Raw genomic sequence first — 25,665 nt, forward strand, 5'->3', positions numbered from 1 at the left:
TTGTATTTCAGCGGATTAAAATGACTTTATATAGGTAAATCACTCTAGATAAAGTACTTACAACATCGATTTAAGGTTGTTTTTCGTGGTTATAAAACTAATATCTGTAGTTAAAGCTTAATTTTGTACCTTTAATCTTAATTTAAAGGTTAAAAATTATGCGTTTTATTAATGAGACTTCTGCCTATTTAAAAGAGAAAGGATTTGAGGTACCAGAAATTGGTATCATATTAGGCAGCGGATTGAGCGATTTTGTGAATCATATCAATATTATTCAAGAGGTATCTTATAATCATATTCCGCATTTTCCTACCGCAACAGTTGAATTCCATAAAGGTAAACTTATATATGGTGAGTTAAGCGGAAAGAAAATTATGGTTATGCAAGGGCGATTTCATTTTTATGAAGGCTATACTTTACGGGATGTGACTTACCCGGTACGTATAATGAAAAATCTAGGGGTGAAACACTTATTAGTATCTAATGCAGCTGGCGGTTTAAATTTGAATTATAAGACCAGCGACTTAATGCTTCTTGAAGATCATATTAACTTATTAGGAGATTCGCCTTTAGCTTTTAAAGGTGTTGCAAAACATGGAGAGCGTTTTGTAGATATGAGTAACCCCTATGATACTGGTATGCGCAAAAAGCTAATGAAAATAGCTAAGGAAGAAAACATTAAGCTACATCAAGGGGTGTATGCCGCAGTAAAGGGTCCGCAATTAGAAACCAGGGCAGAGTATAGGTATTTGAAATTGATTGGCGCCGATGCAGTAGGAATGAGCACTGTACCAGAAATCATTGTAGCCAATCATTTAAAACTACCTGTCATTGCTTTATCGGTTATTACCGATTTGTGTGATCCAGACCATTTAAAACCTGTGAATATTAAAAGTATAATGCAAGCCGCTAAGCAAGCTGAGCCGCAAATGATCACTTTATTCTGTAAACTCATCGCAAGTTTATAAAAAAAGAGGCGAAGATATCTCTCCGCCTCTTTCTAAATTTTAGATTTAATAGATTACCTAGAAATTTCTAAGATTTCAAAAGTAATCTTTCCATTAGGCACTTGAATTTCAGCTTCTTCACCTGCTTTCTTACCCAACAACCCTTTACCAATAGGAGAATCTACCGAAATTTTACCGGCTTTCAAATCGGCTTCGCTTTGGGCTACTAATTTATATTGCATCTCCATATTGTTGGCTAGGTTTTTTAACTTCACCGTAGAGTGGATTAATATTTTTGAGGTGTCTAGTTGTGATTCATCAATTACTCTTGCATTTGAAACCACCTCTTCTAGTTTAGAAATTTTCATTTCTAATAAACCTTGGGCTTCTTTAGCTGCGTCATACTCTGCATTCTCACTTAAATCTCCTTTGTCTCTAGCTTCTGCTATAGCTTGCGAAGCTTTAGGACGCTCAACGTCTCTTAAATGATCAAGCTCTGCTTTAAGTTTTTTCAAACCATCAGCAGTGTAATAAGATACTTTACTCATAACTTCATCGTTATTAATTATACTATAAAAAAAAGAATCCTACTCGCATAGGATTCGTTAAGACCAAAGATAATAAAATTAAATCAGTAAAACAATTTATATTCGCACACAAAAACTATTATGATGAAATACCTCAATTTTTTGCTTTTAACTTGCCTTCTTTTTGCGAGTTGCGATTCTGATGATGGCCGTTTAGACAATCCTTACTTGGCTGGGGCACCTGTAAATTTAGAAATAAATCTTAGACTACCACAATACACCCCTTTGTTAAATCCTGCTAATCCCGTTTTTATACCCAACCAAGGTAATGTTGGTATTGTTGTAATGAACACTGGCACAAACACCTATGTAGCTTTTGACGCCTCAGACCCTAACCACCCTATTTCATCTGATTGCTATGCCATGCAGCTAGAAGGAACCCGATTAGTTTGTGATTGTGAGCAAAATACCTACGAATTGTTTACCGGGAATTTTATAAGTGGTGAGAATTTGAGGTTCCCTTTGTATGCTTATCGTATTTCTAAAATAGACAACAACACCCTAGTGGTGACTAATTGATTAAATTAATTCCCCCCCTTCCTTTACGGAAGGGAGGGGAACATAATTTTAGCTGTTTAAAATTTTAGGTTAATACCAAATAAAAAGTTTATAGTAGCCTGCGGATAATACCCTGCTCCTTCTAGGGTCTCTAAACCGCTTGGAATATTAGTGTTTTCAACCTCATAATTGAAGTAATAGCCGTTTGAAACATATTTTACATTAAAAATATTATTCACCAACCCCGTGAAAACTATTTCGTTAAAGAAGGGTGGTTTTTTCCAAACGTATTGCAAATTCAAATCGTTGATAAAGTAATCGTCTAATCGCGAAGCCTCGCGCTCAAGGTTACTCATATACTGCTCTCCTACGTATTTACTCAACCAATTGATCTGAAGATTTTTTACTGGTGAAAACCGAATAGCATTAGCGGCCACTACACTAGGTGAAAATGCAATTTCTGTATTGCCAAAATTTTGCAGCTCACCGTCAAAACGAGTTTTAAAATCTCTATTTTGATTCCTACTGATCGCCACATTAGGGTGAAGGCTTAATGTATTGGTAAGTTTGATACTGGCATCTAATTCGATTCCTGCTCGGTAACTATCGCCTACATTTTCTCTAACAGCTCCTCCCTCGGCATCAATTTCACCAGTTAAAACCAATTGGTTTTTATAATTCATGTAATAGAAATTAGCATTTAAGACAAGTTTTGGTGTTTGCCAACGCCATCCCCATTCAAAATCGTCTAAACTTTCTGGCTCAACATCTGCATTGTTGAATAACGCATTTTCAAAATCTGAACGGCTTGGTTCTCTATGCGCTTTAGCATATGAAAAGTAAAGTTGATGGTCTTCAGCAGGTTGATAGGTAAGTCCGAATTTAGGGTTAAAGAAACTATATTGCTCATCAACACCTAAAGGAATACCCTCTTCAATTGCACCATTTGTTTCATATCCGATCCATCGTCCTTGTAAATCGATATAAGTATTAAGCTTATTGCTTAGAGCGTATGAAATTTTAGTGTAAAGATTTGCATCGGTTTTAACCGCATCATTATCATAATAAGGCGCATAAGGTTCTTTATTTTGTGCAAATCGGGTATAAATAACTTCTCCAAAATGATCTCCTTCGTAACGATTTGCCCCTCCACCAATAAGAGCATTAATCCTCTTAAAATTATATTGAACACTAAAAGTTGTACCGTAAAAATGATTATCTAACCATTTGGTATTAATAAGATCTGAAGTTTCAACCAGTTCGCCATTAGCTGTAAAGCTCGGTAGATTATAGTCGTTTAAACTTGCATCCTCTTGAAATTCCTCGTAATAACCTTTACCGCGCGTGTAGTGTAGCGCAAAATTTGATGACCATCTACTATCATAAGTCTGGTTCCACAACAGTTGGTAATGATCTTGCCAGTAATTATCGGTTTGGTTATCATAATATTTTACCTCTCCTTCATCTGTAGTGTATTCTCCTGCGGGGTTATATCGTCTATCTTCTTTTAACTGATTAGCATCTATACCATACCATGCTTGGTAGGTCTTTTCTTTATTACCAAAAGTAATCGCTTTAATCTTGGTATTCTCATCAATAAAAGCGGCTTGCAAGAAATAAGAGCGCATCGAGCTACTGGCTCTATCTATGTAACCGTCGCTCTCAAGAACCGAGGCTCTACCAGATATTTCCCAATGTTTATTAAATAAACCGGTACTAAAATTCAGGGTATGTTTATGGGTATCAAAAGAGCCATAACTATTTGATAGCTCGGCATAAGCTTTTTCAGAAAAGTCTTTTGTAGCGATATTTATACTCGCTCCAAAGGCTCCTGCGCCATTTGTTGAGGTTCCTACACCACGTTGTAATTGCAAACTTTCGATAGAACTGGCCATATCGCTTAAGTTTACCCAAAAGCTCCCTTGGCTTTCGGCATCGTTATAAGGAATACCGTTAATGGTCACATTGGTTCTTGACGCATCGCTACCTCTAACCCGTAAAGAGGTATAACCAATACCAGCCCCCGCATCTGATGTCATAACCACTCCTGGCATATAACCCATTAACACTGGTATATCCTGTCCTAGATTTCGCTCTTCTATTTCATCCTCCTCCAAATTGGTGTAAGCAATGGGTGTTTTTTTGGTTGCTCTAAGCGCCTGAATAAATACCTCCTCTAAGTTCTCTTCTACCCCATCTAAGCTTATATTGAGTCGTGTATCTTTATTCAAAAACACCTCAACTTTTTTGGTATTGCCCGAGGTTACCACTAAATTGTAGTTTCCCTTCTTTAATTTTAATCGGTATTTACCGTTTTGATCGCTTAGGGTTCCCATTTTTGTGCCTTCTATACTAATTTGAGCGTAAGGCACCGGTTTTTCATTTCTTGAGATTTCGCCAGCTAAAAAATAAGTTGCCTCTTGGGCGGAGACTATACTGGCAGAAATTAAACCAACTAAAAATAATACAATTCTCATTCGTAATTTTTTTTAAATACGAATAAAAGGGGCGATTATTCTTGGTAAATTATTAAACATAAAAAAACCTGCAATTCTTTTCTTCAAAAGAAAAACAGGAGTACACCTACAACAAAATGCTGCTAGCCGCATTTTCCCTTGGCAACATTACTTGCCCAGGTTCATTGGGTATGATCTCAGCCTTCTTCAAGGCACCCCTTAGAGATGCTGCGAAATTAATTCTTTTTTTGATTTTACCATAACTTTAAGGCACTTTTAAAAATTTGCATTCTATTTTTGAGTATGCCTGAATCTACAAAGAAAAGAATTACCCTTAAAGTTAGCCTTGGCTATCTGTTACTTACTGTTTTTACAGCGGCATCTATTTACATAATTTACACTCAGGTAGTCGAATTAAATCAGGCAGGGAAAGAAAATACCAAAAATCAAGAGCGCCTATTGTTAATGAACAAAATGGTGACAAAAATTTATAATACCGAAGGAATCAGTCGCGCTATTATTCAAAATCAAGAGGCAGACAAGGTCGACTCTTTAGAAAGACAGCATGATTCTATACACTCGTTAATTGGCCAATTAAAACAGGTATACCCCGATCGAGAAATAAAAATTGAATTAGACAGTCTCAACAAGCTACTCGTTCTTAAACAAGAGAATCTCCTAGAACTGCTAAAATTACGATCTCAAAACTCGAGTGTAAATTACTATGACAGAGTGCTCAATAATTTAAAAAAGGTAAATTATTTATTTGAGGAAGACAATTATGACAAGCTTTTTAAAGATCATAGTCCGCATGCGCGTAGGGCTCTTATAAAATGGTTAGAATATGCAAAAGAAGACAACGCCCAGCGGCTGACCCAGCAAACCGCCGATTCGCTCATAACTTCGGTTAAAAAGGTATTGAGCTCTTTAGAGCGCGAAGAAAGACGTTACCAAACCGAAGTAATTGCTAAAGAGAATGCCCTTATAAAAAACGATCAAAAATTATCGGCGCAACTTCAGAAAATTAGGAATGAGATTGAACGAGAAGAACTACAACAATCTGTACAACAACTTCAAAATTCGCAACAAGCCATTAGTAAAACCACATTAATTATAGGTGTACTAGGGGTGGCCTGTATTTTTACTATTTTATTATTTGTGATTTTAATTTCAAGAGACACCAGAAGCAGTTCTCGGTACCGGGAAGAACTTGAAAAAAGTAAACGATATGCAGAGTTTTTATTGAAACGCTATAAGCAGATTTTAGCCACTGTTACGCATGATTTAAGGTCTCCGCTAAATGCAATCTTAGGTTATTCTGATTTGATTAAACAAGATTCTTTATCTGCTAGGCAAAAACACCAATTGGGGCAATTGCAAAAATCATCAGACTATATTTTACAAATGGTCAACAGGTTACTTGACCTTTCAAAGCTAGAAGCGGGAAAAATCGGTTTAGAAATTTTACCTTTCGTGCCTAAAAATTTGGTAGAAAACTGCATTAGCGCTGCGATACCTGCGCCAGCCAAAAATTCTATTGAACTCGAAACTTCTTTTGGCGAACACACCGAGCTATCTTTCTTAGGTGATCCCTTTAGAATACAACAAGTGTTAACCAATCTTATTAACAACGCTTACAAATTTACTCATAAAGGTAAAATAGAGGTAAAGACGAGATTATACCCTATCACTCGTAAAAAATTCAATCTTCTTATAGAGGTAAGTGACACAGGAATTGGCATAGCCAAGAGCCAACAGGCAGAAATTTTTGAAGAATTTACACAAGCGAACAATAAAATTGAAAGCCAGTACGGTGGTTCAGGATTAGGATTAGCCATTACAAAAAAAATTATAAAACTCTTAAACGGGAATATTACCTTAACAAGTGAGCCCGGTGCTGGAAGTGTTTTTAAGATTGAAATACCGGTTCATCTAAATGAAGACCGAGTAAAAATCCGTAAAGACATTAAGGTACACAATGCTAAAGAAAAAAAGATTTTACTGGTTGATGATGAGCCCGGGCAACTCGAATATTTAAAGGCGATGTTAGAAAACTCCAACTTTAACTGTTTCACAGCAAACAACGGCAAAACCGCTTATAATTTGCTTCAAAACATGAAGTTTGATTTGGTAATTACAGATATTCAAATGCCCGTCGCTAGCGGATTTGATTTGCTCAAAAAAATGAAAACTGATGCAATTTTAAAAAGCATTCCCATAATTGCACTTACGGGTAACACACAGCTCAAAGAAGAGGATTATCTTATAAAGGGGTTTTCGGCTATGCTTATTAAACCTTATAAATCTCAAGAATTACTACTAGAAATAGCTTACGTCTTAAAATTAGAAACGCTCCAAAAACAAACCAGGATTTCCACACCGATAAATAAAGAAAATTTGTTTACGATATCCGAAATACAAAATTTCACTTTGGGCGATAATCAGGCTACAAGAAATATCATACAGAGTTTCTTAAAGAGTTGCCAGGATAGCGCAAAACAATTAAACTACAGTTTAAGAACAAAGCAATTTGAATCTGTTGGAAAAACCGCTCATAAGTTACTTCCAATGCTTAAACAATTACAAGCAAGTAAATGCATTGTATCATTTGAATTATTAGAAAAACAGGGACTCAAAAATCCAAGCCACATAGATAAAGATAACTTGGCTAAGGCTATTAAAGAACTTAACCTATTAATTAAAGCGTTGCAAAATTATTTAATTACGCCCACCTAGTATTCTATATTATACTGCTTTAATTTATTATAGAGCGTTTTGCGATCTATTTGTAACAGCCGTGCAGTTTTACTCTTATTTCCGCCCGTTTTAGCCAGCGTATCTTTAATTAACTGAACCTCATTTTTATTTTTAAATAACGAATAAGATTCTTGGCGTTCTGGTTTTACTTGAATTTCTTTTGGCAAATCTGTTTCTTCTATATACTCGTTCTGTGCTATTAAACTGGCTCGCTTTACACAATTTTGCAATTCACGTAAATTTCCTGGCCAAGAATAGCGCTCCATTTTACTCATTGCTTCATCGGTAAAACCCAAAATTTGTTTATTTAAAATTCGGTTGGCTTGGCTTAAAAAATAGTTCGCAAAGAGCACTAAATCTTCTTTTCGTTCCGCTAAAGCAGGAATTTGAATACTAAATTCATTTAATCGGTGGTATAAATCTTCTCTAAAGTGACCCGCAGCAACAGCTTTGTCTAAATTTTCATTTGTAGCGGCTATCACCCGAATATCCACTGGGATTTCAGTATGACTTCCTATAGGTTTTATTTTCCTTTCTTGTAAGGCTCTAAGTAAATGAATTTGTAGTTCATAAGATAAGTTACCTATTTCATCTAAGAATAAGGTTCCGCCGTTGGCAGCTTGGAAATGCCCCACCTTATCTTGAATAGCCCCAGTAAAAGAACCTTTCACGTGTCCAAAAAATTCGCTAACCGCTAGTTCTTTAGGAATAGCGCCGCAATCTACTGCAACAAAAGCCGCTTTACCACGTTTGCTTTTATGATGTATATTTTTTGCTACATACTCTTTACCTGTACCGCTTTGGCCTTCGATAAGCACTGAGAAATCTGTGGGAGCCACTAAATCTATATAACCGGCTAAAGTTTTTGCCTCTTTACTTACCCCTTGTACGTATTTCTGCTTTTGAGACTCTAAAATTAAAGCATCCGATTTCTTACTGGCTTTATTTGTTTGATTTAAAGCACTTTTATCAAATCCTTGCAATTCCTTGAGCGCGTTCTTTATACTAGCAAGAAGTTTCTCGGGATTAACAGGCTTAGCAATATAATCAAAGGCACCACCTTTCATCACTTCAACCGCTTTACTCACTTCTGCATACCCTGTCATTAAAATCACTTTGGTAGACCAATTATTCTGCTGCACACGATCAAGTAATACTGTTCCTTGCTTTTCGGGTAAACGCACATCGGTAAGTAAAACATCAAAACGATTTTGATCTAGTTCTTTGTGGGCCTGTTCTGCACTTGTACAGGTAGTTACTTCAAAACCCTTTTTGGTTAAGAAAGTAGCTAACATCTGGCAAAATGCAAGATCATCTTCAACGATTAAAATTCGGTTCACAATGCGTAGTTTTTTTACAAATTTAGTCCAAACAAAAGCAATCCATTCTCAATTTTTTCATAAAATAAGACCGCCCTTTAAGGCGGTCTTCACTAACTGTACAAAACTAACCAATCTTAGCTTTCGCTACAAATTTTCATATTTTGGATAAATCCAATTTCCTTTTTCATCTAAATAAACTACTTGTTTCTTGTCTTTAGCATTTATTAGTTCTACTTTATAATCATTTTGCTTATTTACATAAATCTTTATCAATTCACTCTTTTCAAATCGTTCTGTAATTGACTGTATAATTGATTTTTCTACTTCGCTCTCCTGCAAAAGAACAAAACCATCGCTTAGGACGCTTTCATTCTTATTTATGGCTTCAACTTTACCATTTTGTGAAAACCCTAAATTGATAGAACCTAGGCAAAAAATAAGCATTATTAGTATTTTCTTCATGTAAGGGTTTTCTTTACTAATACTATAGAAAAAAGTATACCATTTACTTATAAGGTCAGCTTTCGCCGAATATCTAATTATAATACCGAAATTCAATCCTTTAAGATATTCACAGTGTGTAGAATTCCACACACAAGTGTGTAATTTTTCTACACTCCCCTAAATGAAAAATTCTACAAAGGAGGTTTCCTGTTTCGTTTCTTTTCTGAATGCAGGCGTTTATTTTGAAGTCTTTTTAATCGGGCCGCCTTTGTGGGAAGTGTTTTCTTTCGCTTTCGCGGAACTTTTAAGCTATTTTTAAGCGCCTGAAGGAACTGCAGTATTACTAATTGTTTATTTTTAAACTGGCTTCGGCTCTCTGCGCATCGCATTTGTAAAACCCCATCTTTATTTAAATAAGAACTTAATTTTTGCGATAGCCGTTGTTTTTCTTCAGCTGTAAAACACTCCGAATTTGAAAGATCCCAGTATAATATTATTTGCGAATATGTTCTATTAGCGTGCTGTCCTCCAGGGCCACCACTAAGGGAAGCCTTAAATTGTGTTTCGGCTAGTATTTTTTCTTCTTGCAAACCTATTGATGATTTGGCTTTAATAGGTCCAAAACTGTTTTTACAGGATTAAAGGTATTCACTGGTACCTCAACCATAATTGTATTCCAATAAGCCATAGCACCATTCCATAGTCCCGGTAACTCCAGTGCTTTAAATTCTTCCCCATTTTTAGATTTGATGGAAATAAAACATTCGTTTTCATTTCTAAAATGAGTTAATTCAAAGGCGTTACCCTTATAATTTTTAAGACCACAAACTAAATCAACCGGATTAAAATGTGTTGATTTTTTTAATATAGCCAATTGGTTTTTATCTTTTTTATCTATTTGAGAAGACTCTACAATTTGTAAACTAGGGTGTTGGTTATCGTGTTGCACCCAATACGGACCTCCACCTGGCTCTCCTTGGTTTTTAACCATACCACAAATCCGTAAAGGCCGATTATAAAAATTAAAAATTGCCTGAGCACTATCAAAATTAATTTTTTTAAAAAAATAGGTTTCGGCAATGCTATCAGCCTCCGTTGCTAAAGCTTCGTTAAAACCCTTTTCTTCTAACTCATTTAATAAGGAGAAAATTTTGTCTTGTACTTCAATTAGCAATCCGGCCAAAGCCTGTTTATAAACAACATTCTCCTGAAGAATGCGTTTTGAACTTACATTATCTATGTTTTTAATAAAAACAATATCGGCATCTACATCATTAAGATTATCTAACAAAGCTCCATGCCCACCAGGTCTTAAAATAAGCTGACCTTCTCTATCTCTTACTGGCTTATTTTCATGATCTACCGCTAAAGTATCGGTATGTCTTTTCTGATATGAAAAATCAATTACAAGCTTTTTCTGAAATGCCTCCTCCAAAGCTTTAAGTTTTTTCTCCACCACTTTTTTAAATAAAGAAGCTTTACTTTCTGAAATGGTAAAATGTAAAGCTACTCTTTCAAGATGTTGGGTGTAGCACGCTTCAACCAGTTGTTCTTCAAAAGCAGTTATTACATTATCTTGCTCTAAATGAAAAGGTACAAGTGCCTTAGGTAAATTTACAATAGCTTCTCCTTGAATAACAGGTTGAAACAATGCCTTTAAAAATAAGTAATTTTGTTGGTTCTCATTTTGGCTCTCGTAACCTGGATTATTATTTTTTAAAAAGGGTCTTAGTTGCTGATATATGGCTAATTTGTTTTTATTCTTAAAGAAATTACACCATGAACTCCAAGATGATTCTTGCAGGGTATTGGCTAGTGTTTCAGAGCTATTCGATAGTTCATGCAACTTGTATAAGTCTTTAAACATACGTGAAGCTGCACCACTAGCGGGAATAAAACTTAGACTTTTTCCTTGATAATTATGAAAGCTATTCTGCAAGCTGGCTATTTTCTCTGGAGAAAGAGATTTAATACCATTATTTACATTTGCAGGTTCGACCAACTTGACAGGCTCAACACCATTCTTAAACAAACGCATCTGGTTGGCTATAAGGTTTTGGTTTAAACCATGTTTTTCTAGTTGGGCTATATCTTTCTGAGAAAAATCAAAATTATTGATCATTGCTTAATAGTTTATCAATTTGCTCTTTTGCCAACTCTATGCGGGTATTCAAACTGCCAGAAAGTTGTGTATAAGGCAAATTATTTTTTTGCAAAGCCCGCTCAAAATGATTGAACATAGCTTGGCGTTCATTGGGTTTATCTCTTAAATCATCTGCTTCCCAAGGCACATCAATATCTGTAAGAAAATAATAGGTGTATTGATGTTTTTGCACCGCTTGCTCTAAGCGTTCATTTTTAAAGTTGTTGTAATACACTTGAGCATAGCAGTAAGTTTGCAATACATTGGTGTCACAAAATAACACTTTGTTCGCTAATACTGCAAGTTTATTTTCTAAATCTATTTGCCCAATGGCAATGGGTATAAGATCTTTTTCTTCACAAATAATACCAGAGTCATCATATTTTCTTTGCAAATAGTCACGTGCAAACTCAGGCACCCATTGCGTTTGGTAGTGCTCTGCCAATTGCTTTGCTAAGGTGGTTTTACCTGTTGACTCTGGACCAAAAAAAACTATTTTGATACAATTACTTGGTTGTTGTTGTAAATCTTTATCCATGAATAATATCCGTAAATCGCAATGATAGTAAATAATATGTACTGTACTGCAGCCATATTCAATCCTTTATAAAAATACAAGGGTATCGAAACCAAATCACCTATAATCCAAAAAATCCAATTTTCAATTTTACGTTTGGCCATAAGCCACATGCCAACAAAAAATATTGCCGTGGTGAAAACATCCATATAAGAAATCCAGCCATCCCATTTTTCAAATACAGTGTACACCCCTATAACAAATATAGCTGTACCAACAAAAAGAAGTAAACCGTATAAATGTTCTTTAAAACTGGCATGTTCTATTCTATGCAAGGTCTCTCCATTTTTTTTTCTTGACCAAATATACCAACCATAGATACTCATACTAAAGTAATATCCATTAATTAGCATATCTCCCAGTAAACCGTAATACCACAAAATGTATACAAAAATACTGGTGTTTATAATTCCTGTAGGATACACCCAAATATGATTTTCTTTAGAGTACCAAACCGATAAAAATCCGAACACTACGGCCACAAATTCAAGTAAAATAAGATGCCAAGAAACACCAATATAAGGCTCAAAAAACCACTCCAACCAATTCATAGCCTCTATTTTAATGTTCTTTGTTCATAAGCAGTTCCTACTACAACCATTCGGGCACCAGCTTTATAATATTCTTTCGCCAAGCTAAGACTCCTAATACCGCCCCCAACCATTATTGGTAGATCTATTTCTTGCTTAAGTTTTTTAATAATGTTTAAATCAACTGGTTTTTGCGCTCCACTACCTGCTTCGAGATAAATCAATTGCATTCCCAAAAATTTTGCTGCTAAACAAGTATCTACAATCAATTGAACCGAATCTTGTGGTATAGGTTGGGTTTGCGTCACTTCTCTAACGGCGGTTCGAGTTTCCCCGTCAATTAACAAATAGGCTGTAGGAATGACTTCGAGAGCATGTTTTCTTAAAAACGGTACAGCCTTGACATGTTGATTAATTAAAAATTCTGGATTTCTTCCTGAAACCAAAGAAAGAAATAATACTGCATCTACATTAGAGCTCAATTGTTTTTCATCACCAGGAAATAACATTACGGGTAAAGAAGTAAATAGCTTTATACTTTTACAAATCAAGTCGCTTTTTCCTGGCTCCACACGGCTTCCCCCTACCAGCACACAAGTTGTTTCTACCGGTAAGCCCTTTACTAAATTAGGTATACCTTCTACCTCCTCTTTGTCTGGATCAATAAGAATTGCCAAACCCGCAGTAGATGCATTTAAAAACTTTAAAATTTTATGGTTGTCAATTGAATTTTGCATTATATGCTGGGTAATATATATGCACAAGTAAAACCTTCAAACTCCCAAAAAGCAGCCTCATAAGTACCCTGCGCAAGATGACTCACACTAGCCGTTGTTGATCCCGCATCAAAGTCGAAGTCTTCAACATAGATATGTTCTAAAAATCTTAAACCAGGTATGCTTAAAACTTTATATACCGATTCTTTAATCCCCCAAACAATTGTAAGTTTTCTAATTTTCGCTTCATCGTTAGCCAAGGTATGATACTCTTGTATAGGAGTAAACTTATGCGCTATTCGCAATATTTTATCTCGCTGCTTTTCAATATCAATACCAACTGGCCTATCACTAATAATTATCCCTGTAAAGGTAAATGAATGAGTTATTGAAATATACTTACCGTCTTTTAGGTGTGGCTTCCCAAATTCATCATAATACAAATCACAATCTTCATAACCTTCTAATGCTAACAGGTGACGAATACTCATAAAACCACGTTGATGAATTTCAGACTTCATCGAATCTAAACGTTTTTGGCAATGAGGCGTAAGCTTAATTGATTCCCTCAAAAATGCTAAGGACTCTTCTATCTTCCAAATGAGCACTTTAGCGCGCTCATCAATTGTTATATTTTTATAAAGAGGCATCCTGTTCTTTGATTATTATGTATTTTTGCAAATGAATTGATAAATACAAATATAAGGATATGAGCACGAAAACAGTAGGTTATGTACCATATAAAGTAAAAGATATTAGCTTAGCCGATTGGGGGCGCAAAGAAATCGAGTTGGCTGAGGCCGAAATGCCCGGACTAATGGCATTACGCGAGGAGTACAAAGACCAACAACCTCTTAAAGGTGCAAGAATAGCAGGTTGCCTGCATATGACTATACAAACCGCAGTCTTAATTGAGACATTAGTGGCGCTTGGCGCGGAAGTTACTTGGAGTTCTTGTAATATTTTTTCTACCCAAGATCAAGCCGCAGCAGCAATTGCTCAAGCTGGGATTCCTGTATATGCTTGGAAAGGCATGAACGAGGAAGAGTTTGACTGGTGTATTGAACAAACATTATTTTTTGGAGAAGAGCGCAAGCCCTTAAATATGATTTTGGATGATGGCGGTGATTTAACCAATATGGTTTTAGATCGTTACCCAGAATTGGCCAAGGACATTAAAGGTCTTTCTGAAGAAACTACCACAGGAGTGCATCGTTTATACGAACGTATGAAAAACGGCACCCTGCCAATGCCAGCCATTAATGTAAATGACTCGGTAACAAAATCTAAGTTTGATAATAAATACGGCTGTAGAGAAAGTGCCGTAGATGCTATTCGAAGAGCTACAGACGTTATGCTTGCTGGAAAACGTGTAGTGGTATGCGGATATGGAGATGTAGGAAAAGGTACGGCCGCTTCATTTAGAGGAGCCGGATCGATAGTAACGGTAACCGAAATTGACCCTATTTGTGCGTTACAAGCAGCTATGGATGGTTTCGAAGTAAAACGCCTTGAAACGGTGTTACCGAAAGCCGATATTGTAATCACAACAACAGGCAACAAGGATATTGTTCGAGGTGAGCATTTTGAAGCCATGAAAGATAAAACTATTGTATGTAATATTGGTCATTTTGATAATGAAATCGATGTGGCTTGGCTGAACGAAAATCATGGAGAATCTAAAACCGAGATTAAGCCGCAAGTTGATAAATACACGGTGAATGGAAATGATATCATACTTCTTGCAGAAGGTAGATTGGTGAATCTAGGTTGCGCAACCGGACACCCGAGTTTTGTAATGAGTAATTCATTTACCAACCAAACTTTAGCTCAAATTGAATTGTGGAATCATAGCGATAAATATAAAAATGAAGTTTATATGCTTCCTAAACACTTAGACGAGAAAGTAGCCGCGCTACACTTAGAAAAAATTGGTGTTGAGCTAACTGATCTTTCTGAAGATCAAGCAAAATATATAGGAGTTGAAGTGAAAGGACCGTTTAAACCTGAATACTACCGCTATTAATACAAAAAATCATTTTAATAAAAAAGCCGCGCAAATGAGCGCGGCTTTTTTATTTGAAAAACTTTTCTTTTACTGATTAGAAACCAAAGCTTCATTATATTGAACCATTTTGCTATTAAGAATGGCCAATCCGTTTTCTGTAGTTGTTGCTGCGTTCATTTTAACCACCTCACCTTCTGGCAAATAAACTACATAACTCCCTTCTTCAATAGCTGCTAGCTTAATCGCCTCTTCATCTTCTTGCTTTAAATTCCAAGATTGCTCTTCTGGTGAATAAAAGAAAGTGGCACTGCGACCTTCATCTTTTCCGTCAAGAACATTAACTTTCATAGTGTTGGTAGTTGCAATTAATTCATACGTTACTCCTTCGTGAGTTATGATTTGCGATTCCATTTCACCAGGTTTCATGGCTATCGGATTAGAACCTGACCAGAATTCTATCACGTTAAAAATAATTGCATCCCCCAAAAAGAACAAACCGTAAACAGGGATAATATTTAGCCCCCAAAATATTACATTATTAACGTATTTGTTATTTGTAGCTTGTTGGTTCCAATCTTTCAACCCATTAAAGGCGCTGAAAGAACCTAAACAACTCGTACTTAAAATTGCGGCAGCCAGTGCCATACTTACATAAACTCTTCTCATAATCAAATATTTTATTTAGAATTCTAAGTTAATTGGAAATTACGCTACCTCTGCCCATTTTAAAAAAATTATAACAAAAAAAAACCTCTAACACTAGGTTAGAGGTTTTCAAGATTTATTCACGATATATTTCTAAGCTTCAAAAGGCTCTATAGAAACATATGATTTATTGTTTTTCTTCTTCGTAAATTTAACAATACCGTCAATTTTCGCATGTAAAGTATGATCTTTACCTGCATAAACGTTTTCACCAGGGTTGTGTGCCGTACCGCGTTGTCTAACAATAATATTACCAGCAACAGCTGCTTGCCCTCCAAAGATTTTAACTCCAAGACGTTTCGATTCTGACTCTCTACCGTTCTTCGAACTACCTACTCCTTTTTTATGTGCCATTTTACGTAAATTTTAAAATTAATACTTATTTGCTTAAAGCTTCAATAAGCTCAGCTTTCTTTAAAGAAGAGTAACCTTCAAGACCTTTTTCTTTAGCCATTTCTTTAAGTTCAGCTACTGTGTAACTACTTAAATCTTTATCTTCTTTAGATTTTGATTCGGCTTTTGCCTCTGTTTTTTTACCTCCTTTAAGCGAAATATCGTTGATAACGATCTCTGTCAATGCCTGACGGTGACCATTTTTTACACGATAACCTTTTCTTCGCTTCTTTTTGAATACAATTACTTTATCTCCTTTAAGGTGTCTAGTAATTTTGGCTCCAACAAGAGCTCCTTCTATAGCCGGGGCGCCAACAGTAATATCATCACCATTACCAGCTAAAAGAACTTTATCGAAAGAGATTTCATCTCCCTCTTCTCCTGCTAAACGGTGAACAAACACTTTTTGGTCTTTTGCAACCTTAAATTGCTGCCCTGCTATCTCTACAATTGCGTACATAGCGTAAATTTATTTAATTAAAACGGATGCAAATATACGTCTATTTTTCTAATTTACAATATGCTCATGATTTTTTTTATACTCGTTTACAGGATGTTTCTTTGCATTCCAAGAGTTTTTAAATAGCTGCATAAAAGTTAAGGTAACCACCAAGGTTGTAGCAAAACCCATTATCGCTACAATGAATAAAAGCAGTGCAAAATTATTAATCAATTTTATATCCATTTGTTCTAAAAAGTCAGGCTGCAAATGCGTAGCATACACACCAAAAAATAAAGTAAACAGAATACTGGCGATGAATCCCGAAGTTATACCTGCAGTAAAACCATCTTGATAATTGAATTCAGATTCGATATTGCGCTTGTAAGCTCGAATACAAAGAAAAATACCAGCACTAGTAATCACCGCATTAAAAAAACTAAAAGCCGGGTAAACATGCAATCCGAAAAGAGCTAAAATTAGAAAATAAGCACTTAGCATTACAGCTATCCCAAAGCCATAAATAATAGGAATATTTTGTTTTCTCATAATCATTATTTTTGTTTCTTTAAATTTAACTAAAAAGCAGTAAGTTATTAATTAAGTTCTTGTTAAATTTAACTTAATCCGGTAATTTTCAGCTAATTGAAAATTACAACCTATTTTTGTAACAAATTTGTATTTTTGGAGTCTTATTTAATAAATAACTAAACAAATAAAACATGATTAAAAAAATCAGCTTAACGGTGTGTTCGTTACTTTTGACTTTTGGAGCTTTTGCCCAACAAGTTGAATTTAGCCAGTACACCCTAGACAACGGTCTTGATGTAATCTTACATCAAGATAATACTGCTCCTGTTGTTACCGTGGCAGTAATGTATCACGTAGGAGCTAAAGATGAGGAAGAAGGACGCTCAGGATTTGCACACTTTTTTGAACACCTACTTTTTGAAGGTACCGAAAATATTCCACGTGGCGAATGGTTTAATATTGTAGCAGCCAACGGCGGTCGAAACAACGCAAACACCACGCAAGATAGAACTTATTACTACGAGACCTTCCCTTCAAACAATTTAGAACTTGGGTTATGGATGGAGTCAGAACGCATGTTACACCCAGTTATCAACCAAATCGGCGTAGACACTCAAAACGAAGTGGTAAAAGAAGAGAAAAGATCGCGAATAGATAACGCTCCTTACGGTAAGATTCTTTATAACACTGGAATCTCACCTTATATGTTTGAAAAACATCCGTACAAAAATTCTGTTATCGGAACGATGGAAGATTTAGATGCCGCTCAATTAGATGAGTTTAAGGCATTTTTTGAAAAGTATTACGGACCCAATAATGCGACTTTAGTGGTAGCCGGTGATTTTGAAGAAGCTAACACTAAAAAATTAATCGAGCAATATTTTGGCCCAATTGAGGCTAAGCCAGAGGTTGAACGAGTAAATGTTAAAGAAGATCCTATTACTTCAACTATTAAAGCAACCGAATATGATGATAACATCCAGATTCCTGCGAAACTTTATGTGTACAGAACACCTTCAATGAAAGATAGAGATGCTTATGTATTAGACATGATATCTTCTATTTTAACCGATGGTAAAAGTTCTAGAATGTATAAAAAAATGGTTGACGAAAATAAAGAAGCATTACAGGTATTAGCCTTTCCTAGATCACAAGAAGATTATGGAACTTATGTGATGGGTGCTCTAGCAATGGGTGACACGCCACTTGAGCAGCTAGGAAAATCTATAGATGAGGAGATTGAAAAGCTACAAAACGAATTAATCAGCGAAAAGGAGTATCAAAAGCTTCAAAATAAATTTGAAAATAGATTTGTAAACTCCAACAGCAACATTCAGGGTATTGCCTCTTCTTTAGCTACCTACCATACTTTATACGGCGACGTAGATCTAATCAATGAAGAAATTGACATCTATAGAAGTATAACACGCGAGGAAATAAGAGAAGTAGCTAAAAAGTACTTGAACAAAAATCAAAGACTTGATTTAGATTATTTACCAACACCAGAAGACGCTAAATAAAAACAACATGAATAAATTTAAAATATTTACCATTCTATTTCTATGTGTTTCTCTCTTTGGAGCACACGCACAAATAGATCGATCTAAACAACCACAGCCCGGGCCAGCCCCAAAAATCAACTTAGGACAACCAGATACTTTTACGCTTAAAAATGGCCTTAAGGTATTGGTGGTTGAAAACCACAAGTTGCCACGGGTAAGCGCCACATTAATCATAGACAATAAGCCGCATTCAGAAGGCAACAAAGAAGGCGTTAAAGCCCTTTTTAGTGCACTTATGGGTACTGGTACCCAAAACACTAGCAAAGACGCGTTCAATGAGCGTATTGACTTTTTAGGAGCTAGAGTAGGATACGGAACTTCTAGCGCTAGCGCTGCCTCATTATCTAAATTCTTCCCAGAAGTATTTGGGCTTATGGCAGAGGGTTTACTTATGCCAAAATTCACCCAAGAAGAATTTGATTCTGAAAAAGCAAAATTAATCGAAGGTATAAAATCTAGTGCCAAGAGCGCTGGAGCTATTGCTAGCAACGTTTCTTCTGCTCTAGTATACGGTAAAAATCACCCTTACGGGGAATTTGCCACAGAGGAGTCTGTAGAAAACGTAAGTTTAAAGGATGTAAAGAAATATTACCAAAATTACATATCTCCGAAAAATGCATACTTGGTGGTTGTAGGTGATATCAAAACCAAAGAAGTTAAGAAGTTAGTTAAGAAGAATTTCAAATCTTGGCAGGCAGACACACCTCCAGCGGCAGCGCTTCCTAATTTACCTACAGTACAATACACTCAAGTTAACTTTATAGATGTACCCAATGCCGTTCAAAGTGAGTTGCGTATACAGAATGCTATTGACTTAAAAATGGCAGATGAAGATTATTTCCCTGTCTTATTAGCCAACCAAATTTTAGGAGGTGCATTTGGAAGTTACTTGAACATGAACTTACGTGAAGAACACGGTTGGACATACGGAGCCAGAACAAGTACAGGTTCAGACAAGTATGCAAGCCGTTTTGTAGCATCAACCAGCGTAAGAAATGCAGTTACCGATAGTGCTATTGTAGAATCGTTTAAAGAATTTAACCGCATAAAAACAGAACCGGTTTCTTTTGAGGATTTAAATAATGCTAAAAGTCAATTTGCAGGAGATTTTGTAATGCGCTTAGAAAGTCCTTCAACCGTTGCTAATTATGCACTAAATATCGAAACTAACGATTTACCTGAAAATTTCTACGTGACTTTTTTAGAAAAAATCAATGCAGTAACCCCAGAAGATATTTTACGTGTTGCTAACAAATACTACAAAACAGATAAAATGCAAATTGTAGTAGCTGGTAAAGGTTCAGAAATTTTAGAAAATTTAGAGAACATTCACTTAAATGGTAAAAAAGTTCCAGTATTTTACTTTGACAAAGAAGGTAATAAGGTAGATCGCCCTGTTTACAAAATAGCGCTTCCAGAAGGTGTAAACGTTGAAACTGTTTACAACGACTATCTAAAAGCTATTGGTGGAAAAGAAAAACTTAAGGGTGTTAAAAGCCTAGCCATGGAAGGCGAAGGAAAAATTCAAGGGATGACACTTAACTTTAACATCAAAAGCACCCAGAAAGGTGAATATGCTAGAGTGGTAAGTATGAATGGAATGACAATGAGTAAAGAAGTTTTTGATGGTGAAACTGGATACGTGATGGCTCAGGGTCAAAAAATCGACTTTACCCCAGAACAAATCAAGGATGCCAAAAAATCTGGTGGATTATTTCCTGAATTAAACGTACCTGCCGATGCCAAATTAACAGGTATTGAAATGGTTGACGGTAAAAAAGCTTACGTGGTTCAAACTACCGAAAACACACAGGATTTTTACAGTGTAGATACTGGCCTTAAAATCCAGTCGGTTACTACCGCAGAACAAATGGGACAAACCGTTAGCAATACAGTTGGTTACGGAAACTACAAAGAGGTAAATGGAGTTAAAATTCCACACTCAATGACAATGAGCATGGGACCTCAAAATTTGGATATTAACATGAAAAATGTTACTATTAATAAAGGAGTAAGCAGTAAGGATTTCGAATAATCTAAATGCGATAAATCTTTAAAAGGTCTGGTTTTCAAAAAAGAACCAGACCTTTTTTTATGTATTGATTTGTTTGGCTTGCTTATAAGATTTTCTAGTTTTTCTTTTGTTAGCGTAAAACACTCCAATTAGCACCACAAAACCGCCAAAAGCTTGCATCCAACTAAATTTTTCACCATCTAAAAAACCCCAAAATAAAGCCACTACAGGAATTAAATAAGTAACCGATGTTGTAAAAACCGGACTAGAAAGCTGCACCAATCTATTGAATAATATTTTAGCAATACCAGTGCCTACAATCGCTAAAATCGCGATATAACCCATAGATTCATATACAATGGGATCATTAAGCAATCTAGTTGTAAAAAATCCGCTGAAAAGCAAATAAAAAAGCGCCGGAAAAAACAAAACTATAAAACAACCCACTGTGATGCTTAAAGCGGATATATCCTGGAGATAGGTTTTGATAATATGAACATTAAAAGCATACATCGTGGTGGCAATCAAAGGCAACAAAGTGAACCAATAATTCTGATCTTGATTAGTAGTTGCGCCATTACCGATGAGTATTATACTACCTATTAAGCCTATTATTACCCCTATCGTCTGCTTTTTACTGGCTTTTTGAGCAAAGAATAAACTTCCCACAATTATTGCTAAAATAGGAACCGTTGAGTTAAGAATAGATACCACAGCACTATCTACCTCTAATTCGGCAAAAGCGAATAAATAAGCAGGAAAAAAACTTCCAAGAAATGCCGATAGAATAATATAACGCCAGGAAGCCTTTGGAATTTTTTTAAGACTTCTAGCACCAATAATCATTAAAAATAAAGCCGCTAAACAAATGCGTAACGACCCCAATTGTAACGGTGTTAAACCAACCAAACCTTTTTTTATAAGTATGAAAGAACTTCCCCACACCAAGGAAAGGGCGAATAAGTAAACCCATTTAAGCACCGATTGCTGCATTTCTTTTTTTTGCAAAAGAAAGCAAAAAAAATTACATCAGAGATAAATTAACGCCATTGTAATGACTCAAGCAAACGCTTCATATCTGTTTTAAGATAAGCGGCTGCTGGTTGAATGCTATCAAAATTAGGTTTTGTTTTAAAGTAAAGTGAACCAGTTAGGAAGTGATTTACACTATCGGTTACATAAAATTGAGCTTGAGAGGCGGCATCTCCCTTTACTTCATAAAAAGTACCATATACTTTTCTTTTATTATTTACATAGGTATCTCCCTCAATTTCATCTGCCTTAATTGTATGCTCTAAAGGAAGACGCTGAGCATCGACTAACAAATCCCTTAAATTGTCCTTATTTACTGGCCTGTAACTTAAAAATAAAGTAGCATTTAAAGTAGGATATTCTATGTTGTACCAACAGTTTTGCTTTGCTTTTGCTGGTTGAATCTTGGCTATTTGATTTATTTCAAAAGCGTAAGGGCAAGCTAAAAATTCACGCATACTATAGGTTGGTTCTGGGTAATTAAGTGCCAAGTAACCACCGGGTTTAGGAGTGGTTGTTTCTTCACAAGAAAATAAAAGAAATACAACAACCGCTACGTATTTTAAAATTTTTAGGTTCCTATACATAATTTCACCTGTTTAATTCTTTTTTTATCTACAATTTCAACAATAAAAGTAAGGTGCCCAATTTCTATTTTGGTGTTGCGCTTGGGAAACTCTCCCGATATTTCAAGTAAAAAACCAGCTAAAGTTTCTGCCTCACCTTTTTTTTGTTCAATTAGCTCTACCTCATCAAGGTCAACTATTTTATAAAAATCTTTTAAGGTAGTTTTACCTTCGAAAACATAAGTATTTTCGTCTAATTTAGAATAAATTAAATCTTCGTCATCAAATTCATCGCTAATATCGCCCACGATTTCCTCAATGATATCTTCAAGAGATATAATTCCACTCGTTCCACCATATTCGTCTACAACAATGGCGAGGTGATTTTTCTTCTGTTTAAAATCATTCAATAAATCATCTAGTTTTTTATTTTCTGGAACAAAAAAAGCTTCGCGTATTAGGTTTTGCCATTTAAAGTCTCGCTCCTCTAAAAAAGGTAACAAGTCCTTAATGTAAAGAATACCTAAAATTTGGTCTATATTATCTTCGTATACCGGTATCCTCGAGTAGCCATTTTCGATAATCTCATCAACCACCTCTTTGAAAGATTGCTCTTTATTAAGCGCAAAAACATCCATCCTATTTTTCATTACCTGCTTGGCTACGGTATTACCGAATGAGACAATACCTTGTAAGATTTTTTGCTCCTCTTGGGTAGTATCCTCTGCATTGGTTAACTCTAAAGCTTGAGATAATTGATCAACGCTTAAGCTAGACTTTTGCTTCCCTAAACGTTCATGAATCCGTAAAGTAACAAAACGCATGGGCATACTAAATACCAAAAAGAGCTTATCTAGGAACGCTAAAGGATAGGCCATAAACAATGAAAACTGTAAACGATTACGATTAGCATATATTTTAGGAAGGATTTCGCCAAACAAGAGAATTAAAAAAGTTACCACTACCACTTCAACCAGAAAACGTAAATTAAGTCCTAGTATACTTGTGTTTAACTGATGTAATAATTGCTCTCCCAATTGATCAAAAAGCAATACAATAGCAATGTTTACAAAATTATTGGCAACCAAAATAGTAGCTAATAACCGCTTGGGTCTGTCTAATAATCGTATTAATATTTGCTGTTTTGCCGGAATTGATCCCTGATCTACCTCAAAATCTGAAGGCTTTAAAGAAAACAAAGCAACTTCGGAACCAGATATTAAGGCCGAAAAAATTAACAGAACAAAAAGCCCAAAAATACCCAAGGCTTCAAAATATCCTAAACTATAAAAAAGCAACAAACTGGAAGGGTCGGGGTCCAAGTCTTAAAAGATTAATTAAACAAGAATTAAAATGGCAAGTCATCGTGGTCTTCGGTATCTACCGATCCAGCTTGGCTTGTGTTGGGGTTTGGCGTCTGCGGTTTGGCCTCATTTGCCGCACCTAAACTAGCATCTTGGTTTTGATTACTCGCCGATTTGGGTGTAAGAAAAGTGAAATCTGTGCATTGTACCTCTGTACTATACCGCTCTTGGTTCTTATCATCTACCCATTTTCGGGTTTTAATTCTACCTTCTATATAAACTTTATCTCCTTTTTTAAGGTATTTCTCACAAATTTCGGCTCCTTTATTACGCACCACAATATTATGCCACTCTGTATTGCTTACTCGCTCACCAGTTGACTTATTTAGGTATTCTTCATTGGTAGCTAAAGGGAATCTACCTATGCAGCCACCCCCTTCAAAATAGTGCATCTTCACTTCATCTCCTGTATGCCCTATAAGCATTACTTTATTTAAGGTTCCTGACATAGTTTTATTAATTGATTATAGTAGTAAATGTAAAAAAAAACTACGAGTTGAAAAAATCGCTCGCTCCAATAAATCTTTCAATTACCACTGGAACTGCAAAGGTATGAATGTTTTGGACAATATGGTACTTTTTTGATAGCGATGCAAATGCAGAATAGTCTGTAACCATACCAATGTAAAATTGAATAAATAACTTACGATGTGATAATAAATGTTTTACCGGCTTTGGATAAAAAGCGGTTAATTCTACATTTTGATTTTCTAGCGACTTCAGCCTAATAGTTTCATTTAGTCCCTCAGAAACGCCATTAGCAAATTCACTTTCTAGTCTAGGGAATTCAAATAAATTACGCCAAATACCTTTCTGAGTTCTTTGCTTCATAAAAGTATTGCCATTATTGTCTACCAACACCAAATAATTTATGTGTTCTTCTTTAACTTTAACCTTCTTCTTTTTCCGAGGTAAGTCTCCAATCATTTGATTTTGATAGGCCACACACTTTTGCATAAACGGGCAAACATTACACAAGGGTGCCTTAGGCGTACACTGCAAAGCCCCAAATTCCATAATGGCCTGATTGTATAAATCTGGTTTTTCACTGTCGAGTAATTTTTGAGCTAAATCTTTGAAAATCCTTTTCCCGGCGGGAGTATCAATTTCGTCATTTACTCCAAAAACCCTGCTCAGCACTCTAAAGACATTTCCGTCTAGAACGGCGACAGGCTCACGAAAGCAAAATGAAGCTATAGCATGAGCCGTATATTCTCCCACGCCTTTAAGTTTTTTTAATTCTTTAGCCGTTTGCGGAAAAATCCCATTTTTTTCCTGCGCAATATATTGTGCTGTTGCGTGTAGGTTTCTAGCCCGCGAATAATATCCCAAGCCTTGCCAGAGCTTTAAAACCTCATCTTCTTTCGCCTCTGCCAAGTCGAAAACTGTGGGAAATCGCTCTAAGAACTGCAAGTAATACGGCATGCCTTGCACTACACGGGTTTGCTGCAACACAATCTCGCTTAACCATATTTTATAAGGATCTTGAGTAGCTCTCCAGGGGAGATCACGTAGATTAATTGAATACCAGTCAATTAATTTTTCAGAAAACAGCATAGACAAAATTTGAATGTACAAATTTAATAGAATAGATTGAAAACTAAATAACGATTTAATGCTTGACTTATTGATAATTAAATTAGTATATTTGCATCCTCGAAAATATTAACCCATATTTTAAAATAACTTAACGATGACGAAAGCAGATCTTGTAGCGAATATTTCAGATAAATTAGGTATGGAAAAGGCGGACGTACAAGCGACTATTGAAACTTTTATGCAAGAGGTAAAAGAGTCTTTAGAGAACGGTGACAATGTATATCTAAGAGGCTTTGGTAGCTTTATCATAAAAACAAGAGCAGAAAAGACAGGGAGAAATATATCTAAGAATACAACTATAAAAATTCCTGCACACAATATACCTGCATTTAAACCTGCAAAAGTATTTGTAGAAGGTGTAAAAACCAATGTAGAAGTAAAGTAACGAAAATCATTTATTAATCTAAAAACATATTTTTATGCCAAGTGGTAAAAAAAGAAAAAGACATAAGGTAGCGACGCACAAGCGTAAGAA

Annotated in this window: 26 protein-coding genes and 1 riboswitch; of the genes, 7 read left to right on the plus strand and 19 right to left on the minus strand. The window is 35.6% G+C overall.

All coding sequences use genetic code 11. The annotated features are described in order from the left end of the window. Positions 1-158: 158 nt before the first annotated feature. Positions 159-968 carry a purine-nucleoside phosphorylase gene (locus ACH2AZ_RS07700; RefSeq protein WP_394907363.1) on the plus strand — a complete coding sequence of 270 codons (810 nt, stop codon included), beginning with the start codon at positions 159-161 and terminating at the stop codon, positions 966-968. Between the two features lie 53 nt (positions 969-1,021). On the opposite strand, the gene greA is transcribed toward ACH2AZ_RS07700, so the two are convergent. Further along, on the minus strand, positions 1,022-1,495 hold the full coding sequence (gene greA, locus ACH2AZ_RS07705) for a transcription elongation factor GreA (RefSeq protein ID WP_147862259.1): 474 nt from the start codon (positions 1,493-1,495) through the stop codon (positions 1,022-1,024). A gap of 120 nt (positions 1,496-1,615) precedes the next feature. Here greA and ACH2AZ_RS07710 point away from each other — a divergent pair, with 120 nt between their 5' ends. Next, the gene (locus tag ACH2AZ_RS07710; RefSeq protein WP_394907364.1) at positions 1,616-2,053 is read left to right on the plus strand and encodes a hypothetical protein; all 438 of its coding nucleotides are present in this window, start codon (positions 1,616-1,618) and stop codon (positions 2,051-2,053) included. 56 nt (positions 2,054-2,109) lie between these two features. On the opposite strand, the gene ACH2AZ_RS07715 is transcribed toward ACH2AZ_RS07710, so the two are convergent. Further along, the gene (locus ACH2AZ_RS07715) at positions 2,110-4,509 is read right to left on the minus strand and encodes a TonB-dependent receptor (RefSeq protein ID WP_394907365.1); all 2,400 of its coding nucleotides are present in this window, start codon (positions 4,507-4,509) and stop codon (positions 2,110-2,112) included. A 117-nt stretch (positions 4,510-4,626) separates the two neighbouring features. After that, positions 4,627-4,718: riboswitch (TPP riboswitch) on the minus strand. A 73-nt stretch (positions 4,719-4,791) separates the two neighbouring features. Between ACH2AZ_RS07715 and ACH2AZ_RS07720 the strand changes: the two genes are divergently transcribed. Further along, entirely contained in the window at positions 4,792-7,224 is a 2,433-nt protein-coding gene (locus ACH2AZ_RS07720; RefSeq protein ID WP_394907366.1) for a hybrid sensor histidine kinase/response regulator, read from the plus strand. Here ACH2AZ_RS07720 and ACH2AZ_RS07725 read toward each other — a convergent pair. From ACH2AZ_RS07725 to ACH2AZ_RS07760, 8 genes are all read right to left on the minus strand, one after another. Then, positions 7,221-8,585, minus strand: a complete 1,365-nt coding sequence (locus tag ACH2AZ_RS07725; protein ID WP_394907367.1) for a sigma-54-dependent transcriptional regulator — start codon at positions 8,583-8,585, stop codon at positions 7,221-7,223. The two genes, ACH2AZ_RS07720 and ACH2AZ_RS07725, sit on opposite strands and share 4 nt — an antisense overlap. Positions 8,586-8,711: 126 nt before the next feature. Beyond that, the gene (locus ACH2AZ_RS07730; protein ID WP_394907368.1) at positions 8,712-9,029 is read right to left on the minus strand and encodes a hypothetical protein; all 318 of its coding nucleotides are present in this window, start codon (positions 9,027-9,029) and stop codon (positions 8,712-8,714) included. Between the two features lie 173 nt (positions 9,030-9,202). Then, positions 9,203-9,601 (minus strand): aminoacyl-tRNA hydrolase, encoded by a 399-nt coding sequence (locus tag ACH2AZ_RS07735; RefSeq protein ID WP_394907369.1) that lies wholly within the window; start codon positions 9,599-9,601, stop codon positions 9,203-9,205. A 2-nt stretch (positions 9,602-9,603) separates the two neighbouring features. Further along, entirely contained in the window at positions 9,604-11,133 is a 1,530-nt protein-coding gene (locus ACH2AZ_RS07740) for a DUF4301 family protein (RefSeq protein WP_394907370.1), read from the minus strand. Further along, complete coding sequence (locus ACH2AZ_RS07745) at positions 11,123-11,692, minus strand: AAA family ATPase (protein WP_394907371.1); 570 nt, start codon at positions 11,690-11,692, stop codon at positions 11,123-11,125. Before ACH2AZ_RS07745 ends, ACH2AZ_RS07740 begins: the two co-directional genes overlap by 11 nt. Further along, entirely contained in the window at positions 11,647-12,282 is a 636-nt protein-coding gene (gene pnuC, locus ACH2AZ_RS07750) for a nicotinamide riboside transporter PnuC (protein ID WP_394907372.1), read from the minus strand. The genes ACH2AZ_RS07745 and pnuC overlap by 46 nt, the downstream gene beginning before the upstream one ends. A gap of 5 nt (positions 12,283-12,287) precedes the next feature. After that, positions 12,288-12,998 (minus strand): geranylgeranylglyceryl/heptaprenylglyceryl phosphate synthase, encoded by a 711-nt coding sequence (locus ACH2AZ_RS07755; protein ID WP_394907373.1) that lies wholly within the window; start codon positions 12,996-12,998, stop codon positions 12,288-12,290. After that, a complete protein-coding gene (locus tag ACH2AZ_RS07760; protein WP_394907374.1) occupies positions 12,998-13,627 on the minus strand; it encodes a 4'-phosphopantetheinyl transferase superfamily protein in 630 nt (209 codons plus the stop codon). The genes ACH2AZ_RS07755 and ACH2AZ_RS07760 overlap by 1 nt, the downstream gene beginning before the upstream one ends. A gap of 59 nt (positions 13,628-13,686) precedes the next feature. Between ACH2AZ_RS07760 and ahcY the strand changes: the two genes are divergently transcribed. Then, positions 13,687-15,003, plus strand: a complete 1,317-nt coding sequence (ahcY, locus tag ACH2AZ_RS07765; protein WP_394907375.1) for an adenosylhomocysteinase — start codon at positions 13,687-13,689, stop codon at positions 15,001-15,003. A 69-nt stretch (positions 15,004-15,072) separates the two neighbouring features. On the opposite strand, the gene ACH2AZ_RS07770 is transcribed toward ahcY, so the two are convergent. From ACH2AZ_RS07770 to ACH2AZ_RS07785, 4 genes are all read right to left on the minus strand, one after another. Further along, positions 15,073-15,651: a DUF3332 domain-containing protein gene (locus tag ACH2AZ_RS07770; protein ID WP_394907376.1), complete on the minus strand. Its 579-nt coding sequence runs from the start codon at positions 15,649-15,651 to the stop codon at positions 15,073-15,075. Between the two features lie 132 nt (positions 15,652-15,783). Beyond that, the gene (gene rpmA, locus ACH2AZ_RS07775) at positions 15,784-16,044 is read right to left on the minus strand and encodes a 50S ribosomal protein L27 (protein WP_379047838.1); all 261 of its coding nucleotides are present in this window, start codon (positions 16,042-16,044) and stop codon (positions 15,784-15,786) included. A gap of 25 nt (positions 16,045-16,069) precedes the next feature. Further along, the gene (gene rplU / locus ACH2AZ_RS07780) at positions 16,070-16,543 is read right to left on the minus strand and encodes a 50S ribosomal protein L21 (protein ID WP_394907377.1); all 474 of its coding nucleotides are present in this window, start codon (positions 16,541-16,543) and stop codon (positions 16,070-16,072) included. A gap of 48 nt (positions 16,544-16,591) precedes the next feature. Next, a complete protein-coding gene (locus ACH2AZ_RS07785) occupies positions 16,592-17,071 on the minus strand; it encodes a DUF4199 domain-containing protein (RefSeq protein WP_394907378.1) in 480 nt (159 codons plus the stop codon). A gap of 173 nt (positions 17,072-17,244) precedes the next feature. On the opposite strand from ACH2AZ_RS07785, the gene ACH2AZ_RS07790 reads away from it, so the two are divergent. Both ACH2AZ_RS07790 and ACH2AZ_RS07795 read left to right on the plus strand, forming a co-directional pair. Then, complete coding sequence (locus tag ACH2AZ_RS07790) at positions 17,245-18,573, plus strand: M16 family metallopeptidase (protein ID WP_394907379.1); 1,329 nt, start codon at positions 17,245-17,247, stop codon at positions 18,571-18,573. Between the two features lie 7 nt (positions 18,574-18,580). Beyond that, the gene (locus tag ACH2AZ_RS07795) at positions 18,581-20,650 is read left to right on the plus strand and encodes a M16 family metallopeptidase (protein ID WP_394907380.1); all 2,070 of its coding nucleotides are present in this window, start codon (positions 18,581-18,583) and stop codon (positions 20,648-20,650) included. 57 nt (positions 20,651-20,707) lie between these two features. Here the strand turns inward: ACH2AZ_RS07795 and ACH2AZ_RS07800 are convergent, their stop codons facing one another. From ACH2AZ_RS07800 to mutY, 5 genes are read right to left on the minus strand one after another with little or no spacing between them, the layout of a single operon-like run. Next, the gene (locus tag ACH2AZ_RS07800; RefSeq protein ID WP_394907381.1) at positions 20,708-21,637 is read right to left on the minus strand and encodes a DMT family transporter; all 930 of its coding nucleotides are present in this window, start codon (positions 21,635-21,637) and stop codon (positions 20,708-20,710) included. A gap of 32 nt (positions 21,638-21,669) precedes the next feature. Then, positions 21,670-22,248, minus strand: a complete 579-nt coding sequence (gene gldD, locus ACH2AZ_RS07805; protein WP_394907382.1) for a gliding motility lipoprotein GldD — start codon at positions 22,246-22,248, stop codon at positions 21,670-21,672. Continuing rightward, positions 22,233-23,549 (minus strand): gliding motility-associated protein GldE, encoded by a 1,317-nt coding sequence (locus tag ACH2AZ_RS07810; protein ID WP_394907383.1) that lies wholly within the window; start codon positions 23,547-23,549, stop codon positions 22,233-22,235. Before ACH2AZ_RS07810 ends, gldD begins: the two co-directional genes overlap by 16 nt. A gap of 26 nt (positions 23,550-23,575) precedes the next feature. Next, entirely contained in the window at positions 23,576-24,040 is a 465-nt protein-coding gene (locus tag ACH2AZ_RS07815) for a single-stranded DNA-binding protein (protein WP_394907384.1), read from the minus strand. Between the two features lie 40 nt (positions 24,041-24,080). After that, a complete protein-coding gene (gene mutY / locus ACH2AZ_RS07820; protein WP_394907385.1) occupies positions 24,081-25,148 on the minus strand; it encodes an A/G-specific adenine glycosylase in 1,068 nt (355 codons plus the stop codon). A 136-nt stretch (positions 25,149-25,284) separates the two neighbouring features. On the opposite strand from mutY, the gene ACH2AZ_RS07825 reads away from it, so the two are divergent. Beyond that, positions 25,285-25,575: an HU family DNA-binding protein gene (locus ACH2AZ_RS07825; protein WP_147862236.1), complete on the plus strand. Its 291-nt coding sequence runs from the start codon at positions 25,285-25,287 to the stop codon at positions 25,573-25,575. Positions 25,576-25,665: the final 90 nt, after the last annotated feature.

It is taken from the genome of uncultured Mesonia sp. (genome assembly GCA_947499595.1).
Lineage (GTDB): Bacteria > Bacteroidota > Bacteroidia > Flavobacteriales > Flavobacteriaceae > Mesonia > Mesonia sediminis.

Bases quoted from the DNA above. Each gene is read 5' to 3' on its own strand.
- ahcY (WP_394907375.1), top strand. From the start codon at position 13,687: ATGAGCACGAAAACAGTAGGTTATGTACCATATAAAGTAAAAGATATT.
- ACH2AZ_RS07710 (WP_394907364.1), top strand. From the start codon at position 1,616: ATGATGAAATACCTCAATTTTTTGCTTTTAACTTGCCTTCTTTTTGCG.
- ACH2AZ_RS07720 (WP_394907366.1), top strand. From the start codon at position 4,792: ATGCCTGAATCTACAAAGAAAAGAATTACCCTTAAAGTTAGCCTTGGC.
- ACH2AZ_RS07745 (WP_394907371.1), bottom strand. From the start codon at position 11,692: ATGGATAAAGATTTACAACAACAACCAAGTAATTGTATCAAAATAGTT.
- pnuC (WP_394907372.1), bottom strand. From the start codon at position 12,282: ATGAATTGGTTGGAGTGGTTTTTTGAGCCTTATATTGGTGTTTCTTGG.
- ACH2AZ_RS07795 (WP_394907380.1), top strand. From the start codon at position 18,581: ATGAATAAATTTAAAATATTTACCATTCTATTTCTATGTGTTTCTCTC.
- ACH2AZ_RS07700 (WP_394907363.1), top strand. From the start codon at position 159: ATGCGTTTTATTAATGAGACTTCTGCCTATTTAAAAGAGAAAGGATTT.
- mutY (WP_394907385.1), bottom strand. From the start codon at position 25,148: ATGCTGTTTTCTGAAAAATTAATTGACTGGTATTCAATTAATCTACGT.
- ACH2AZ_RS07740 (WP_394907370.1), bottom strand. From the start codon at position 11,133: ATGATCAATAATTTTGATTTTTCTCAGAAAGATATAGCCCAACTAGAA.
- ACH2AZ_RS07815 (WP_394907384.1), bottom strand. From the start codon at position 24,040: ATGTCAGGAACCTTAAATAAAGTAATGCTTATAGGGCATACAGGAGAT.
- greA (WP_147862259.1), bottom strand. From the start codon at position 1,495: ATGAGTAAAGTATCTTATTACACTGCTGATGGTTTGAAAAAACTTAAA.
- rpmA (WP_379047838.1), bottom strand. From the start codon at position 16,044: ATGGCACATAAAAAAGGAGTAGGTAGTTCGAAGAACGGTAGAGAGTCA.
- ACH2AZ_RS07755 (WP_394907373.1), bottom strand. From the start codon at position 12,998: ATGCAAAATTCAATTGACAACCATAAAATTTTAAAGTTTTTAAATGCA.
- ACH2AZ_RS07715 (WP_394907365.1), bottom strand. From the start codon at position 4,509: ATGAGAATTGTATTATTTTTAGTTGGTTTAATTTCTGCCAGTATAGTC.
- ACH2AZ_RS07785 (WP_394907378.1), bottom strand. From the start codon at position 17,071: ATGAGAAAACAAAATATTCCTATTATTTATGGCTTTGGGATAGCTGTA.
- ACH2AZ_RS07760 (WP_394907374.1), bottom strand. From the start codon at position 13,627: ATGCCTCTTTATAAAAATATAACAATTGATGAGCGCGCTAAAGTGCTC.
- ACH2AZ_RS07770 (WP_394907376.1), bottom strand. From the start codon at position 15,651: ATGAGAAGAGTTTATGTAAGTATGGCACTGGCTGCCGCAATTTTAAGT.
- ACH2AZ_RS07825 (WP_147862236.1), top strand. From the start codon at position 25,285: ATGACGAAAGCAGATCTTGTAGCGAATATTTCAGATAAATTAGGTATG.
- ACH2AZ_RS07730 (WP_394907368.1), bottom strand. From the start codon at position 9,029: ATGAAGAAAATACTAATAATGCTTATTTTTTGCCTAGGTTCTATCAAT.
- ACH2AZ_RS07790 (WP_394907379.1), top strand. From the start codon at position 17,245: ATGATTAAAAAAATCAGCTTAACGGTGTGTTCGTTACTTTTGACTTTT.
- gldD (WP_394907382.1), bottom strand. From the start codon at position 22,248: ATGTATAGGAACCTAAAAATTTTAAAATACGTAGCGGTTGTTGTATTT.
- rplU (WP_394907377.1), bottom strand. From the start codon at position 16,543: ATGTACGCAATTGTAGAGATAGCAGGGCAGCAATTTAAGGTTGCAAAA.